The organism is Streptomyces ureilyticus (genome assembly GCF_011045025.1).
GTDB lineage: Bacteria > Actinomycetota > Actinomycetes > Streptomycetales > Streptomycetaceae > Streptomyces > Streptomyces ureilyticus.
On sequence record NZ_JAAKZX010000215.1, the window covers coordinates 1 to 15,808 of the forward strand.

A 15,808-nucleotide genomic window follows, 5' to 3' on the forward strand; every position below is an offset into this window, starting at 1 on the left:
GCGAAGCCCCCAGTTCCGGGAAGGGGCGGGGCTGGGGAAAAGAAAGCCACGAAGCGGGAGCGACGATGAGTGAGCAGCAGGACCAGATCAAGGTCATGGTGGTCGACGACCACCCCATGTGGCGGGACGCCGTCGCCCGGGACCTGGGTGAGGCCGGCTTCGACGTGATCGCCACGGCAGGCGACGGCGACCAGGCGGTACGCCGCGCCCACGCCACAGCCCCCGACGTGCTCGTACTCGACCTGAACCTCCCCGCCAAGCCCGGCGTCCAGGTCTGCAAGGAACTGGTAGGAGCCAACCCGGCCCTACGCGTACTCGTCCTCTCCGCGAGCGGCGAACACGCCGACGTCCTGGAGGCGGTCAAGTCCGGAGCCACCGGCTACCTCCTGAAGTCCGCCTCCACGGAGGAACTGATCGACGCGGTGCGCCGCACAGCCGTCGGCGACCCCGTCTTCACACCCGGCCTCGCAGGCCTGGTCCTCGGCGAGTACCGCAGGCTCGCCTCGGAACCCGCCCCCGCTCCGGGCGCAGACGAGCCCAAGGCCCCCCAGCTGACCGACCGCGAAACCGAGGTCCTGCGCCTGGTAGCCAAGGGCCTGAGCTACAAGCAGATCGCCGAACGCCTCGTGATCTCCCACCGCACGGTCCAGAACCACGTCCAGAACACCCTGGGCAAGCTCCAGCTGCACAACCGCGTGGAACTCGTCCGCTACGCGATAGAGCGAGGCCTCGACGACGAGTAACCGCCGCCTGCTCAGCCGTCGGCCACAAACAACCGGGACCGAGTCAACCCAGCGGCCCGCAACCCACCTTCGAGTGAATCCTGGTGATCAAGCTCCGCACAATTCACCGGAATTGACCTTCCGCCCCATGCCTAAGTGACCTGGATCACTATTAGCGTGACCTCCATCAGGCAACCGCGGCGAAGGGACTTTTCCAATGCGGGTCGGAGTACTGACCGGAGGCGGCGACTGCCCCGGGCTCAACGCCGTCATCCGGGGCATCGTCCGCAAGGGCGTCCAGGAGTACGGCTACGACTTCACCGGCTACCGGGACGGATGGCGCGGTCCGCTGGAGGGCGACACCGTCCAGCTCGACATCCCCGCCGTACGCGGCATCCTGCCCCGTGGCGGCACCATCCTCGGCTCCTCGCGCACCAACCCCCTCAAGGTCGAGGGCGGCATCCGCCGGATCAAGGAGAACCTCGAAAAGGACGAGGTCGACGCCCTGATCGCGATCGGCGGAGAGGACACCCTCGGCGTCGCCGCGAGCCTCTCCGACGACTATGGCGTCCCCTGCGTCGGCGTACCCAAGACCATCGACAACGACCTCTCGGCCACCGACTACACCTTCGGCTTCGACACGGCCGTCAACATCGCCACGGAGGCCATCGACCGCCTCCACACCACCGCCGAGTCGCACATGCGTGTCCTCGTCGTCGAGGTCATGGGCCGGCACGCGGGCTGGATCGCGATCCACTCCGGACTGGCCGGCGGCGCCAACGTCATCCTCATCCCGGAGCAGCCCTTCGACGTCGACCAGGTCTGCGCCTGGGTCACCTCCCGCTTCAAGGCCTCGTACGCCCCGATCGTCGTCGTCTCCGAAGGAGCGAAGCCCAAGGACGGCGACATGGTGCTCAAGGACGGTTCGCTGGACGAGTTCGGGCACGTCCGGCTCTCCGGCGTCGGCGAATGGCTCTCCAAGGAGATCGAGAGGCGCACCGGCAAGGAGGCCCGTACGACCGTCCTCGGCCACGTGCAGCGCGGCGGCACCCCCAGCGCCTTCGACCGCTGGCTCGCCACCCGCTTCGGCCTGCACGCCATCGACGCGGTCCGCGAGGGCGACTTCGGCAAGATGGTCGCCCTGCGCGGCACCGACATCGTCCGCGTCCCGATCGCTGAGGCCACGGCCCAGCTGAAGACCGTGGACCCGAAGCTGTACGAGGAGGTCGGCGTGTTCTTCGGCTGAGGCCGCCCGACACCACGTAGGCGACCTACATGGCGGGGCGCCGCTCGGAGACCGGGCCGGTGCCCCGCAGCTGACCGATCAACTCCCGTACGACAGCGGTGCCGTTGAGGCTCAGCACCGACTCCGGGTGGAACTGCACCCCCGCGAACCCAGGCCCGCGCAGGCCGTGTACCTCCCCGGTGTCGCTCCGGCTGACCTCGACACCGTGCGCCGCCAGCTCCGCCGCGCTCTCGTCGTCGCAGCGCGCCACGAAGCTGTTGTAGAAGCCGACGGTCTCCGTCCGCCCGAAGAGCTCGATGTCCGTCTGCGCGCCCTGGTACGGGACTTCCTTCCGTACGATCTCCAGGCCCAGCTCCGCCGCGATCAGCTCATGCCCGAGACAGACACCGAGCACGCCGTGCGGACGACTGCCGAGCACCTCGGCGGTGAGCCCGCGCAGGAACGCCATCTTGGGATCGGCCGTGTCCGAGGGATCACCCGGACCAGGACCGAGGACCAACGGCCCCTCGTGCGCGAGAACCGCCTCTCGCAGGCCCGGCTCGTCGTACCGCCGCACCGACACCTCAAGACCCGACGAACGCAGCAGATGCGCGAGCATCGCCGTGAAGGTGTCCTCCCCGTCGACGACCAGCGCATGGCCCTCCAACTCCGCCGAACGCTCCTGCATCCGCAGCCAGAACGGCGCCAGCGAGGACCGCCGCCCGTCGAGCGCGGCCCGCACCCGCGGGTCGTCGGCCAGCCGGGGCCGTACGCGCTCTTCGGCCCGCCGTCCGGGACGTACCCCCAGAGCGGCCAGCACCCCCGCCGCCTTCGCATGCGTCTCGGCGACCTCGCCCGCCGGATCGGAGCCGCGGACGAGCGTGGCGCCGACCGGCACCCGCAGCCGTCCCCCCGCGTCGATGTCGGCCGTACGGATCAGGATGGGGGAGTCGAGCGTCTGGGCGTCTCCGGAGTCGCGGCCGACAAGCGCCAACGCCCCCGCGTAATACCCGCGGCCGCCCACCTCGTGCCGCTCGATCACCCGGCAGGCGTTCTGCACCGGCGACCCGGTGACGGTCGCCGCGAACATGGTCTCGCGCAGGACGTCGCGCACATCGAGCGACGACCGCCCCCGCAACTCGTACTCCGTGTGCGCGAGATGGGCCATCTCCTTCAGCCGCGGCCCGATGACGACCCCGCCCATGTCGCCCACCGTGCACATCATCTTGAGCTCCTCGTCGACGACCATCGAGAGCTCCTCGATCTCCTTGCCGTCGGCGAGGAATCCCAGCAGATCCTCGGGGGTGGGCCCTTCGGCCGGATAGCGATACGTCCCGCTGATCGGGTTCATGACCACCGTCCCGCCCGCCATCCGGACGTGCACCTCGGGACTCGCCCCGACAAGCGTCCGCACTCCTGTATGCACTACGAACGTCCAGTACGCACCCCGCTCCCCGACGAGCAGCCGCCGGAACAGCGCGAGCGCGTCCGCTCTGCCGAAGGCCGGGATCTCCCCCTCGTACGTACGCCGGATCACGAAGTTCGCGCCCTCGCCCTGCCCGATCTCCTCCCGCAGCACGCGCCCGACGATCTCCGCGTACTCCTCGTCGTCGACGTCGAAACCACCGCCCGTCACGTGCACGTCGTGTGCGGGGAGCTGCGACAGGGCCTGGTCCAGGGGGAGTTCGTACTTCTCCTCCGGGGTCAGCACCGTGAGCGGCGTACCGTCGTCACGGACGTCGAAGCCGCGCTCGCGGATCTGCCGGAAGGGGATGAGGGCCAGGCCTTCGTCGGGGATGTCGGACAGGCGCTCGTACGTGGCGACCGGGCCGAGCAGGACTTCTACGGTGTCGTGGTCGTGTCCGGGCGTACGGCGACGCAGCAGGGCGAACGGGCGGTCGTCGTGCAGGAGCCGGGCCAGGTTCATGAGTTCCTCTTCCGTCGTGATCGTCGGTGATCGATACCGATTGATCGGGAGGAACGGCCCTGGTCGTGAAAACACTGAAGGCCGCCCCTCGGGCGGCCTTCGCGAAGTCTTGCGTACGCGCAGTCAGTGGGCCGCCGGGTGAGCGGTCCACCACCAGTTCTGGTTCTGGTTCTTGGTCGAGTGCGCGAACATGTGCGGCACCTTATCCCATACGGAACCCATGGCGGGGCCCGGTCGCGGGCCTGGGCCGCTGCCTGGAGGCTTTGTCTCACCAGTCGAACCGGACGAAAATCGCTCGACACGACCCCGTAATGTTGACGAGGTGACCGTGAACGCTGATACCCAAGCCGTCGCTGCTCAAGCGACCTGGCGAGACCTGCCCGCGGCGCAGCAGCCCGACTACCCCGATGCCGAGGCCCTGCGCGAAGTGATCGCCGAGCTGGCGAGCTATCCGCCCCTCGTCTTCGCGGGCGAGTGCGACCAGCTGCGTGCCCGGATGGGGGCCGTCGCCAGGGGCGAGGCGTTCCTCCTTCAGGGCGGCGACTGCGCGGAGAGCTTCGACGCCGTCGGCGCCGAGAACATCCGGGCCAAGCTGAAGACGTTGCTTCAGATGGGCGCCGTCCTCACGTACGCGGCCTCCGTGCCGGTCGTGAAGGTGGGCCGCATCGCCGGCCAGTACTCCAAGCCGCGCTCCAAGCCGACCGAGACCCGCGACGGCGTGACCCTGCCGACCTACCGCGGCGACTCGGTCAACGGCTTCGAGTTCACCGAGGCGGCCCGCATCCCGGACCCCGAGCGCCTGAAGCGGATGTACCACGCCTCCGCCTCCACGCTGAACCTGGTGCGCGCCTTCACCACCGGCGGCTACGCCGACCTGCGCCAGGTGCACGCCTGGAACCAGGACTTCGTGAAGTCGTCCCCCTCCGGTCAGCGCTACGAGCAGCTGGCGCGCGAGATCGACCAGGCGCTGAACTTCATGCACGCCTGCGGGGCCGACCCGGAGGAGTTCAAGACCGTCGAGTTCTACTCCTCGCACGAGGCGCTGCTGCTCGACTACGAGTCGGCGCTGACCAGGGTCGATTCCCGTACGGGGCAGCTGTACGACGTCTCCGGGCACATGGTGTGGATCGGTGAGCGCACCCGTCAGCTGGACGGCGCGCACATCGAGTTCGCCTCGAAGATCCGCAACCCGCTCGGGATCAAGCTGGGTCCGACGACGACGGCCGAGGACGCGCTGCAGTACATCGAGCGCCTCGACCCGGAGCGTGAGCCGGGCCGGCTGACCTTCATCGTCCGTATGGGCGCCGACAAGGTCCGCGACAAGCTGCCCGAGCTGGTCGAGAAGGTCACCGCCTCGGGCGCGACCGTGGCCTGGGTGACCGACCCGATGCACGGCAACACCTTCGAGGCGGCGTCCGGGCACAAGACCCGCCGCTTCGACGACGTACTCGACGAGGTCAAGGGCTTCTTCGAGGTCCACAAGGAGCTGGGCACGCACCCGGGCGGCATCCACGTCGAGCTGACCGGTGACGATGTCACGGAGTGCGTGGGCGGCGGCGACGAGATCTTCGTCGACGATCTGCACCAGCGTTACGAGACGGCCTGCGACCCGCGGCTGAACCGCAGCCAGTCCCTGGATCTGGCGTTCCTCGTGGCGGAGATGTACCGCGACCAGTAGCGGTCCGGTTCGTGCACAGGGCAGCATGCGATGGGGCGTGGATCACATACGATCCACGCCCCATCCCACTTTTGCGACGCACGCCTGGCGGGTAAGGTTAGGTTTGCCTCACCGATAAATCTGCCGATAAGGTCGATAAGTCGGGATGGCGTGACCTGTCTGTCCCGCTTCTCTCCTGTCGGGTGGTGAACCGCGTGTACGTCTGCAACTGCTTCGGTGTCACCGAGGCGCAGGTGAGGCAGCACGCGGAAGCCGGTGCGGGCACGCCTCGCCAGATCGCGTCGGCCTGCAAGGCGGGCACCGACTGTGGTTCCTGCGTACGACGCATTCAGGCACTGTTGGGCCGGGGCGCGTGCCGCAGTGAGGTCGCCGATCAGGCGCAGTCCGCGCTTGCCGGGGTTTCGGAGTTGGACGAAGCCGCGTAGGGCTCTGAAGCTGCTCAGCTGCTCAGCTGTCCGGCTGTTCGATGAGCTGGGCGATGTAGAGCGCCTCGCCGAGTTTCTCCACCAGTTCCAGCTGGGTGTCCAGGTAGTCGATGTGATGCTCCTCGTCCTCGAGGATCGACTCGAAGATGTTCGCCGAGGTGATGTCGCCCTTGTTCCGCATCACCTCGATGCCGCGCCTGAGGCGGTCGATCGCCTCGACCTCGACCTGCCGGTCGGCCTTGAACATCTCGGTGACCGTCTGCCCGACCCGGACGTGGAAGAGCCGCTGGTAGTTCGGCAGGCCCTCCAGGAAGAGGATCCGGTCGGTGAGTACCTCCGCGTGCTTCATCTCGTCGAAGGACTCGGCCCGGGTGTATTTCGCGAGCTTTGTCCAGCCGAAGTTCTCCTGCATCTTCGCGTGCAGGAAGTACTGGTTGATCGCGGTCAGTTCGGCGGTCAACTGCTCGTTGAGGAATTCGATGACCTCGGGGTCGCCCTGCATTGCAGAGGCTCCTTCCACGCGGGGGACTGGCAGGATGCGCCGCATGATTCCACCGGCATCTGGGGCCGTCCAGTAAGTGCAGGCTTAGTAGCAGATGCCCGAATCGGGACAGGCCTGGTCATCTGCACCGACTCCGGTCTGTCAGGATGGAGGCATGGGTCAGCCGGTGGAGCGAGAATCTGGAGAAGCGGCACAGTCGGAGCTTCCGCCGGGGCAGCGACTGCAGCGTGGCTGGCCGGTTACGCACTACGGGCCCGTCCCCAAGTTCCGGCCCGAGCGCTGGGAGTTCAGGGTCTTCGGCGCCACCGCCGACGGCGAGAAGCACTGCTGGAACCACGAGGAGTTCTCGGCCCTGCCGTATACCACCGTCGTGGCCGATCTGCACTGCGTGACGAAGTTCAGCATGCTCGGAGCCGAATGGGGCGGCGTCCCGGCCCGTACGCTCCTGGAAATCGCCCCGCCCGCAGCCGGCGTCACGCATGTCATGGTCTGGGCTGAGTACGGCTTCAGCTCGAATCTCCGCCTCACCGACTTCGCCTCCGGGCGCACGATCTTCGCCACCCACAAGGACGGCGAACTCCTCACCGCGGAACACGGCTTCCCGCTGCGCCTGGTCGTGCCCAATCTGTACGCCTGGAAGGGCCCCAAGTGGGTCCGCGGCATCGAGTACATGACCGCCGACCGCCGCGGCTTCTGGGAGGAACGCGGCTACCACAACATCGGCGACCCCTGGCGCGAACAGCGCTACTCCTATCAGGAGGAGCCGGGGGACGGGCCTGAGCTCTGAGAGCTGCGAACAGCCTCAGCCGTCCCGGAGTTTCTTCAGGCGCTCCACGTCTGCCACGTGGCCCTCTTTGCCGCCGGGCGTCTCGATGATCAAGGGTACGTCAGCGGTGGCGGGGTGGGTCATCAGGGCGCGGAAGGGGTCTTCGCCGATGTGCCCGGCGCCGATGTTGGCGTGGCGGTCCTTGTGGGCGCCTGCGATGTCCTGGGAGTCGTTGGCGTGGATCAGTTTCAGGCGGCCTTCGCCGATCGTGTCGACCAGCAGGTCGAGGGTCTGGTGCGTTCCGGCGGGGCCGGTGAGGTCGTGGCCGGCCGCGAAGATGTGGCAGGTGTCCAGGCAGACGCCGAGCTTCGGGTGGGCGTCGAGCGCCTCGAAGTACGGGCCGAAGTCCCAGGTCCGGGAGCACAGGGAAGCGCCCTGGCCCGCGGTCGACTCGATGAGCAGGTCCGGGTCGTCGTCGTGGGTCAGCTCGTCGAGCAGCGGCAGCAGATGCTCGCGTACCTGCTGCAGCGCGACCGCCCGTGTCCGGCCGCCCGTCGCCGAACCGGTGTGGACGACGACGCCCCGCGCCCCGATCGCGCGCCCCCGCCGCAGTGAGTGCCGCAGCGACTCCACGGACCTCTCCAAGGTCGCCTCGGTGTGCGAGCCGAGGTTGATCAGATAGGGCGCGTGGACGTACGCGGGGATCGATCCCGCGGCACAGGCCGCGCGGAACTCCTCGTCCTGTCGCGGATTCCCCGGCGGAGTCGCCCAGCCGCGCGGGTTGGCGACGAAGACCTGGACGGTCTCGGCGCCCAGATCACGCGCGTACGACAGGCCTACGGAGGCGAGGCCGCCGGCCACGGGGACATGGCTGCCGACGGGGTTGCGGCAGAGAAGGGGCGCGGGCGCAGGGCTGTGGCTCATAACAGGGTCCAGCATGCCAGGCAGGGTGCGAGGCCCCTCCCGCGCGGGTACGACTCGTGCAGCACCCGCGCGGAACCAGGGGAGGGGCGCATGGGCGACGTGGTCAGCTTCGAGCTGCCGGACGGCGGCAGGGTTCTGGTCGAACCGGTGGACGAAGAGGCATACGGCCTGGAGGAGATCGCCGTCAGCGGCGGCACCGTGATCCGGCGGGCCCAGGAAGGGCTCGACGAAGCGCTGGACGGCATACGCAGGCTGGCCGCCGAGGCGCACACCCGCATCACCTCGATCGATGTCGCCCCTCAGCGGCTCGAACTCGAGTTCGGGGTCAAGCTCAGTGGCGAGACCGGCGCGGTCCTGGCCAAGGCGTCCGGTGAGGCGCATCTGGTGGTGCGGGCCGTCTGGGAGCGGTAGCGGAAGCCCACGCCACCGTGCTGTCCGGATCCGTCCGTACCGCTCGGAGGGCATCTCCCGTACAGGGCGGTATCCGCCTACCATGCCCTTACGGGCGGGGCCATGCTGCGCGGGGCCGGATGTTCGGCGGCGAGAGGGCTTGAGGCGTGGAGGAGACCACGGGGGTCGAGTGCGGACTGCCGGACGTTGCCGGATTCACCATCGACCAGCTGCGCGCGACGCCGGGATCAGTGCTCGCGGCGGCGCTGGAGCGGCTGCGAGCGGAGGCCGCGGAGCCCGATGAGGACGAATACACCACCTGGTCGGAGGGCACCTGAGCCCGCGACCGTCGATGTGGCGGCCTTGCTCGACGACGGCTGGCGGCCCGCCCCGCTGCGGCAGTTCATCCTCAAAGTGCGCAGCCGGTGCAACCTCGCCTGCGACTACTGCGTGATCTACGAGCACGGCGACCGGACCTGGCAGCGACAGCCGCACGCCATGGGACGGCGCGTCCTCGAACAGGTGGCCCGGCGCATCGCCGAGCACGCGTCGCGGCACAGCCTCCCGCGGGCGCGCGTGGTGCTGCACGGCGGCGAACCGCTGCTCGCCGGCCCCGACGGCATCACCCGCATCGTGAGCACCGTACGGGAGGCCGTTCAACGCGCGGGCGCCGAGGCCGAGTTCACCGTCCAGACCAACGGCACCCTGCTGAGCGAGCGCATGCTGGACACCCTCGCGGAGCATCGGGTGCGCGTCGGGGTCAGCGTGGACGGGGACCGCGCGGCACACGACGCCCACCGCCTCACTCCCGCGGGCCGCGGCTCGTACGACCGTGTCATGGCCGGACTGCACCGCCTGTCAGGGCCCTACCGCCAGCTGTACGCGGGGCTGCTGTGCACGATCGACCCGGTGAGCGACCCGGTCGCCGTATACGAGTCGATGCTCGACACCCGGCCACCCCTGGTCGACTTCCTGCTGCCGCACGCCCACTGGGGCACGGGCACGCGCGCGGCTCCGGGGGCGTACGGGCGGTGGTTGTCCGCGGTCTTCGACCGCTGGGCGGGCGCGGAGCACAAGGAGACCTCCGTCCGCATGCTCGACGAACTGCTGCACACCGTGCTCGGCGGGCGCAGCCGCCTCGACTGGGTGGGGCTCACCCGCTCGATCTCGGTCTTTGTGGAAGCCGACGGCACCCTCCACCAGAACGACGCGCTGCGCACCTCCCACGACGGGGCCGCAGCCAGCGGACTGGACGTCTTCCGGAACTCCTTCGACGACGTCCTGCACCACCCGGGCTTCGCCGCCCGCCAGGCAGGTGCGCGCGCCCTGGCGGACAACTGCCTGTCCTGCCCCGAGCTCGCCGTGTGCGGCGGCGGCGAGTACGGACACCGCTACCGGCCCGGCGACGGCTACCGCCACCCCACCGTCTACTGCGCGGACCTTCTCGTGCTCGTCGGACACATCCGGCGCCGGCTCGCCCGGGTTGAGAAGGCATGCCCGTGACGGCGCCGCACCGGATCCCGGACGAGATCTTCGATCAGCTCGCTTCGGGGGACGGCGGGCCCGAGGCCGTCCTCCTGCTGCGCCGGGCCAGGCGCAGCCGCAACCTCCTGCAGTTGCGCCGGGTGCTGGACGGGCCGTGCGGGCCCGCCGCCGCCGAAGGCGCCGAGCTGCTCGCCCACCTGGAGCGGACGGTGCCGAACCAGGTCTCGGCGGTGCTGGATTCCCCTGCCTTCGGCACGTGGGCGGGCCGGGTCGCGCGTGACTGTCCCGGGCACGGCCGGGACGGCACCTGCACGGCACGGTCGCTCGGCGCGCTCGCGGCCGTCGCGGCGATCCATGCCGGAGTCGAGGCGACCGTCACCGTGCCGGTGCACGACGGGCTGGTGCGGCTGCCCGGCCTGGGGACGGCACGTCCCACGGGGAGCCCGGCCGAGGCGCGGGTGGTGAACACGGACGCGGCGGTCGTCGAGATACGGGCCGACGGCCGGGTGCTGCGGCTGCCCCACGATCCGGCGCGCACGGGCCGCGGCTGGCTCCCGGTCGCCGTACTGCACGCCGCACACGGCGGGCTCGAACTGCGGCTTCCGCTGGAGACCGCCGACCCGCTGCTCCCCGCGCTGCCCGCCGATCGCGTCGGCCCGGCCGCGTGGCAGGAGCTGCTGAGCTCGGCCTGGGAACTGCTGGCGGAGGACCATCCTCGCCAGGCCGAGGCCCTGGTGGCCGGAGTCACCGGCATCGTGCCGCTGCCGGCTCCGGCGCGCGGAGTCGCCGCGGCCACCTCGCGGCACGCCTTCGGGACGGTGCTCGCCTCGTGGCCCGCGGGGCCGCAGCGGCTGGCGCTGACCATGCTGCACGAGTTCCAGCACAGCAAGCTGAGCGCGCTCATGGACCTGGTGCCCCTGCACGAACGGGGCGGCCCCAGGCGGCTGTACGCCCCCTGGCGGCCGGACCCGCGCCCGTCGGCCGGCGTGCTGCACGGCGTGTACGCCCACCTCGCCGACCTCGCCTTCTGGCAGAGGCGCAGCACGGTGGAGCAGGGCGCGGAACAGGCCGACGCCGCCTGGCGGTACGCCAGGACCCGCGCGCATCTGGAGCGCGGTATGGCGGAGCTGGCAGCTCACGTCCGGCTCACCGGCGCGGGCGAACGGTTCGTCGCGCACGCGTCGGCGGTCGTCGGGGCGGCGGAACCCGGGGCGGGCGGCGCCCCGGGCGAACGGCTGCATCGCGCGGTCGCCCGCATGGAGGCGGGGCGCGAGGCGGCGTGGCGGCTGCGCTGGGCCGTACCGGACGCCACCGAGGTGGCGCGGCTGGCTGCCCGCCTCCTCGCGGACCGTCCGGCCGACGCTCTGCCGGCCAGCGAGATCGGCCACCTGGCGGGACCCGTGTCCGGCGAGGGCGCGGCCTTCGTGCGGTGGGCCGCCCGGCAGCGCGGCGCGGACTCCGCCTCGCCGTTGCGCTCCGCGGCCGACGAGGTCGCCCGGCACCCCGGTCGGGTCGAGGCATGGGCGGACCTGGCGGCGGCCGCAGCCGAACAGGGCGCCGACGGTGCCCCCGTGCTGCGGCTGCGCACCGAACTCGTCCAGGCGCTGCTGCTCTCGCTGGCCGGGCGCACCGCGGCCGCTCCCGATCCGCTCTCCCTGGCGGCCTGGCTGGCCGGTCCCGAGCAGCGGACCCCTCAGAACACCGGTCAGAACACCGGTGTCTCGATGTCGCAGAGCGCCCGCTCGCCCCTGGCGAACACCTCGGCCACCGGATAGTCCCGGCCCAGCGTGCGTCCGAAGCGTTTCAGGACGTCTTCCAGCAGTGTGGCCGCCTCCGCCTCCCGGCCCAGGGCCCGCAGGTCGTGGGCGAGATTGCCGCCGCAGACCAGGGTGGCCGGGTGATCGGGGCCGAGCGTGGCCCGCAGCTTCTCCAGATAGCCGGTCTCCGCCTGTGCCGCCTCGTCGATCCGGCCCGCGTCGTGCAGATCGTTGGCGAGGTTCATACCGCACCGCAGCACACAGTTGTGGTCCTGGCCGAACCGAGCGAGCAACTTCTCGTACGCGGCGAGGTTCATCGACAGAGCCCGTTCGTGCTCACCGGCCGCACGCAGCACGATCGCGTGGTTGGTCGCGGTCATCGGCACATACGGATGGTCGGCGCCGAAGAGCTCCTCGTAGCCCGCGACCGTCTGCGCGGCCAGCTGCTCCGCCTCCTCCAGTTCGCCGTGCAGGAGCAGATCGATGGCGTAATTGCCCACCGCGGCAAGGGTGTTGAGGTCATCCTCACCGAACTGGGCCCGGTAGCGCCCGACGGTACGTGCCGACCGCTCGCGTGCCTCGTCGTACGCGCCGGTCGCGCGCAGGGACACCGCGAGGTTCTTGGCCATCTCCAGGGTGTCCGGGTGCTCGCGGCCCTGCCGGTCGCGGAGTTTGGGGTACAGGACCCGCAGCGACTCGGCGGAGCCGGGATAGTCGCCCAGCTCGCGCTGGTCGCGGGCGTAGCTCGCGGCCACGACCAGAGTGGCGGGGTCGTCAGGACCGTAGGTGCGGGCACGCCGCTCGTAGGTGTCCGCGTCCAGGGCGAGCGCCTCGGTGAAGCGGCCGAGCAGACGCAGGTTCAGCGCATGGTTGGCCGCCGACATCAGGGTGAGGGGATAGTCGCGGCCGAAGGCGCCGGTGAGCCGTTCCAGGGTGTCCGCGTCGCGCTCCGCGGCCTGTTCGAACTCTCCCAGGACCCGCAGGTCACCGCCGCTGCTGTTGGCGACGGCGAGGGTTTCCTCGTGGTCCTGGCCGAGCACCCGGCGGGAGCGCGTCAGCAGACTGGCGTTGAGTTCGCGGGCTTCCTCGAACCGGCCGAACGTACGGATGAACGTGGCGTACGAGCGCGTGATGCGCAGCGTCTGGGGATGGTCGTCGCCCAGCCGCTGCTGCCACTCCTTGCGAGCGTATTCGGCCAGTTCCGCGCCGCCGATGTAGTCGCCGTGCAGATACAGATAGCGGACCTCGTTGATGACGAGGTGCCGGACCTCGCTGTGATCGCACTCGACGGCCCTGGTCGGCCTGATGTGCGGGCGCAGCTCGGCGTACCGGCGCCAGTTCTCGTCGTCCTGCGGCGCCTGCGGGTCCGCTGCCGCCAGCAGCACGTGCGTGAGGTGGTACGTCGCTTCCTGCTCCTCCGGCGTCATCTGGTTGAGCAGGACGGCCTGGACGAGCCGGTGCATCTGGAGGCTGTTGCTGCGGTGGTCGATCCGGGCCAGCGCGAGCCGGCCGATCTCCCGGGTGGCCAGGCCCAGTTCCACCGGATCGCGCAACGCCTCGGCCAGCGGGGACGGCAGCGGGGCGAACGCGGCACTGCGCAGCAGGGCCCAGCTGATCGGTTCGGGCGCCATGCACGAGCACAGCCGCAGCAGCTGGACGGCGGCGGGACTGCGCCGGGCGAGCCGTTCCATCGACAGGTTCCAGGTCGCCACCACGGAGCGCGGGTACCCGGACGGCACGGAGGTGTCGAGGAGCCGCCCGGTGTGCTCACGCAGCAGCCCCAGGTACTCGTCGACGGACATGGCGGTCTCCGCGTGCCAGGCGCCCGCCTGCTCTACGGCGAGCGGCAGGTCGCCCAGGGCCTCCGCGAGCCGCGAGGCGTCCTCGGCGGGCATGCCGGGGGCGCGCCGCTGGAGGAACCGGACGGACTCGTCACGGGAGAAGACGTCCACGGAGACGGGGTGGGCGTGGCCCGCCCAGCCCTGATTGCGTGACGTGATCAGGATGTGGCCCTCGCCGGAGGGGAAACAGTCCTCCAGGTCCTCGGGACGATCGGCGTTGTCGAACACGAGCAGCCACCGGCGGTAGGGGGAGCCCCGGCGCAGGGCGTCGAGGACGAGGGGAAGCGCTTCGTCGCCGCTCGGCGCGGCATCCAGGCCGAGATGGGGCGCGAGCGCGGCGAGGGACGAGCGGACCAGTGAGGGATCCTCGGAGTTGATCCACCAAATGAGTTCGTACTGGGACTGATAGCGGTAGATGTACTCCACGGCCAGCTGGGTCTTGCCGACCCCGCCGAGCCCGAAGAACGCCTGGGGCACGATCGCCGCACGGCGGTCCACGAGCCGGTCGTGCAGCTGGGTGATCAGTTCGTCACGGCCGGTGAAATTGTGATTCCTGGGTGGGATGCGCCGACCCCACACGACGGGAATGCTCTCCGCGAAGCGCATGGGCCGGGTGAACGGAGGGCCTTCCGGCATCGCTGGGGTGCCTGGTGGACCGCCGGAGGCGCGAGGGGCTGGTTCGGCCACGGACGTTTCCCCTTCCGCTTGTTGCCCGGGTGGCGTCCCCGGCTCCGTACGTGCGGCAGGCGCGTCCTGTTCGGATCTGACGGCGTTGGTCTGGTCTGTCAACGTGTTCTGGGCCACTTCCGCATGGTATTCGTTCAGCGACGGCCTGTAATTGGCTGGCCTGTCATCGGACGCGATCGCGCTGCGCAGTCGCCTGGCCCGCGCTGCGAAGCCGCCGCCCAGTGCGTCCGCGACCGCCGCGTCGACCTTGGCGAAGGGCAGGCTGTCCGAGCTGATCCGCTCGGGCAGTTCGGCGGACGGATCGGCCAGAGTGGCGTCGAAACGATAGGGCGTCGAGGAGTGCTCGGCCAGGTACTCGGACACCGCCGTCAGCACAAGGCGGCTCTCCTGCTGGTGCAACGCCCCCAGAAGCAGGGCCCTCACCTGCTCGGAGAAGTCGAACTCGGTCTGCTCCGGCGCCTGCCTGCCGCCCCGCACCGGATGCAGCAGCCCGGACAGGAACACCTCCGCCAGATGCGAGGGCGTCGTGCGCGGTGCCATGACGCGCTGGACGAGCCGCATCACCGGGAGGAAGAGCGGCGCCGCCGACAGGTACGCGGCCAGCTCGAAGGCCTGAGGCGAAGCGGTGGCCCGGAAGGCCAGCACCCGGTCGAGCGGCGAGAGCCTCTCACCGGGCTCCGTCGCACCCCTGGGCGTCTCGGGCGCGTTCGGCTCTGGACGGACGCCGTCATGCGGACACACCGCATAGCCCGTGTACGTCGACGACTCCGGCCTGGCGACCAGCCGGGACCACATGTGCAGGGCTGCTGGGGTCAGCTCGACGACGGGCACGGGAGCGCCGGGGCGGTCCGCGCCCGCCGTGCGCAGGTCGGCGTTGGGACAGCCGGGGCGCGCCGCCTTGAGCGTCACGGTGACGGGATGCAGCGCCGTGCGGTGCCACAGCCGCCGGTCGAGCGGTTGGACGAGCGCGGTGGGACGCGTACGGGCCCACGCCGCCAGGAGCCGGTCCATCGCGCCGGACCGCCAGCCCGTGTTGATCGCATCGGTGAGGACGAGGAGCGCGCCGCGCGGTGAGTGATAGGTGTGCTTCGTGCTTCTGCCGCTCTCCGTCCAGGGAGGCGGGGTGCCGCGCAACCGGACCTCCCCGTCCGTCAGATGCTGCAGCCAGCGCACCGTGATCGAGCGGAACGCCCCCGTCCGCCGCAGCACCGTCCGCAGTTCGGCCACGGCCCCGTCCCACAGCACCATGGACTCCCCGGTGTCCACCACCAGATCCAGGTCGAGCCAGGGCTCCTCCTCCGGGAGGAGGACCGGCTCCCACACGTCGGTCTCCGCGGCCCGGGTGGCGGTGGCCTCCTCGTCCAGGCGGTGCCGGGTGAGCGAGGCGGCACGGCGCTTCAGCGGGCGCAGGGCACGGCTCAGCGCCGCGGCGCGCGGCAAGGGGCGGACACCGGGCGAGCGCACGGGCAGGGCGGGCAG

14 protein-coding genes are annotated in these 15,808 nt (G+C 70.6%); 9 read left to right on the plus strand and 5 right to left on the minus strand.

Features of this window, described 5'->3' with window-relative positions; genetic code table 11:
• The first annotated feature begins 65 nt into the window (after positions 1-65).
• The gene (locus tag G6048_RS39690) at positions 66-743 is read left to right on the plus strand and encodes a response regulator (protein ID WP_165344459.1); all 678 of its coding nucleotides are present in this window, start codon (positions 66-68) and stop codon (positions 741-743) included.
• Between the two features lie 196 nt (positions 744-939).
• Positions 940-1,968 carry a 6-phosphofructokinase gene (locus tag G6048_RS39695; protein WP_165344460.1) on the plus strand — a complete coding sequence of 343 codons (1,029 nt, stop codon included), beginning with the start codon at positions 940-942 and terminating at the stop codon, positions 1,966-1,968.
• 25 nt (positions 1,969-1,993) lie between these two features.
• On the opposite strand, the gene G6048_RS39700 is transcribed toward G6048_RS39695, so the two are convergent.
• Together G6048_RS39700 and G6048_RS52105 are read right to left on the minus strand one after the other, a co-directional pair.
• A complete protein-coding gene (locus G6048_RS39700) occupies positions 1,994-3,874 on the minus strand; it encodes an anthranilate synthase family protein (protein ID WP_165344461.1) in 1,881 nt (626 codons plus the stop codon).
• Positions 3,875-3,997: 123 nt separating this feature from the next.
• Positions 3,998-4,096: a trp operon leader peptide gene (locus G6048_RS52105; protein ID WP_165344462.1), complete on the minus strand. Its 99-nt coding sequence runs from the start codon at positions 4,094-4,096 to the stop codon at positions 3,998-4,000.
• A gap of 100 nt (positions 4,097-4,196) precedes the next feature.
• Between G6048_RS52105 and G6048_RS39710 the strand changes: the two genes are divergently transcribed.
• Together G6048_RS39710 and G6048_RS39715 are read left to right on the plus strand one after the other, a co-directional pair.
• Positions 4,197-5,552, plus strand: coding sequence for a class II 3-deoxy-7-phosphoheptulonate synthase (locus tag G6048_RS39710; RefSeq protein ID WP_165344463.1), 1,356 nt, complete (start codon positions 4,197-4,199; stop codon positions 5,550-5,552).
• Positions 5,553-5,737: 185 nt separating this feature from the next.
• Entirely contained in the window at positions 5,738-5,977 is a 240-nt protein-coding gene (locus G6048_RS39715) for a (2Fe-2S)-binding protein (protein ID WP_165344464.1), read from the plus strand.
• Between the two features lie 22 nt (positions 5,978-5,999).
• Here G6048_RS39715 and bfr read toward each other — a convergent pair whose 3' ends face one another.
• Entirely contained in the window at positions 6,000-6,479 is a 480-nt protein-coding gene (gene bfr / locus G6048_RS39720) for a bacterioferritin (protein ID WP_165344465.1), read from the minus strand.
• A gap of 154 nt (positions 6,480-6,633) precedes the next feature.
• Between bfr and G6048_RS39725 the strand changes: the two genes are divergently transcribed.
• Positions 6,634-7,266: a sulfite oxidase-like oxidoreductase gene (locus G6048_RS39725; RefSeq protein WP_165344466.1), complete on the plus strand. Its 633-nt coding sequence runs from the start codon at positions 6,634-6,636 to the stop codon at positions 7,264-7,266.
• Between the two features lie 15 nt (positions 7,267-7,281).
• Here the strand turns inward: G6048_RS39725 and G6048_RS39730 are convergent, their stop codons facing one another.
• Positions 7,282-8,169: a deoxyribonuclease IV gene (locus tag G6048_RS39730; protein WP_165344472.1), complete on the minus strand. Its 888-nt coding sequence runs from the start codon at positions 8,167-8,169 to the stop codon at positions 7,282-7,284.
• Between the two features lie 90 nt (positions 8,170-8,259).
• Between G6048_RS39730 and G6048_RS39735 the strand changes: the two genes are divergently transcribed.
• The 4 genes from G6048_RS39735 (at position 8,260) to G6048_RS39750 (ending at position 11,819) form a co-directional block, all read left to right on the plus strand.
• Positions 8,260-8,580, plus strand: a complete 321-nt coding sequence (locus tag G6048_RS39735; RefSeq protein WP_165344467.1) for a CU044_2847 family protein — start codon at positions 8,260-8,262, stop codon at positions 8,578-8,580.
• Between the two features lie 146 nt (positions 8,581-8,726).
• Positions 8,727-8,897 (plus strand): hypothetical protein, encoded by a 171-nt coding sequence (locus tag G6048_RS39740; RefSeq protein ID WP_165344468.1) that lies wholly within the window; start codon positions 8,727-8,729, stop codon positions 8,895-8,897.
• A 16-nt stretch (positions 8,898-8,913) separates the two neighbouring features.
• On the plus strand, positions 8,914-10,062 hold the full coding sequence (locus G6048_RS39745) for an FxsB family cyclophane-forming radical SAM/SPASM peptide maturase (protein WP_328828326.1): 1,149 nt from the start codon (positions 8,914-8,916) through the stop codon (positions 10,060-10,062).
• A complete protein-coding gene (locus tag G6048_RS39750) occupies positions 10,059-11,819 on the plus strand; it encodes an aKG-HExxH-type peptide beta-hydroxylase (protein ID WP_165344470.1) in 1,761 nt (586 codons plus the stop codon). The genes G6048_RS39745 and G6048_RS39750 overlap by 4 nt, the downstream gene beginning before the upstream one ends.
• Here G6048_RS39750 and fxsT read toward each other — a convergent pair.
• Positions 11,750-15,808 (minus strand): FxSxx-COOH system tetratricopeptide repeat protein (fxsT, locus tag G6048_RS39755; protein ID WP_165344471.1); only part of this gene is annotated, 4,059 nt, incomplete at its 5' end. The two genes, G6048_RS39750 and fxsT, sit on opposite strands and share 70 nt — an antisense overlap.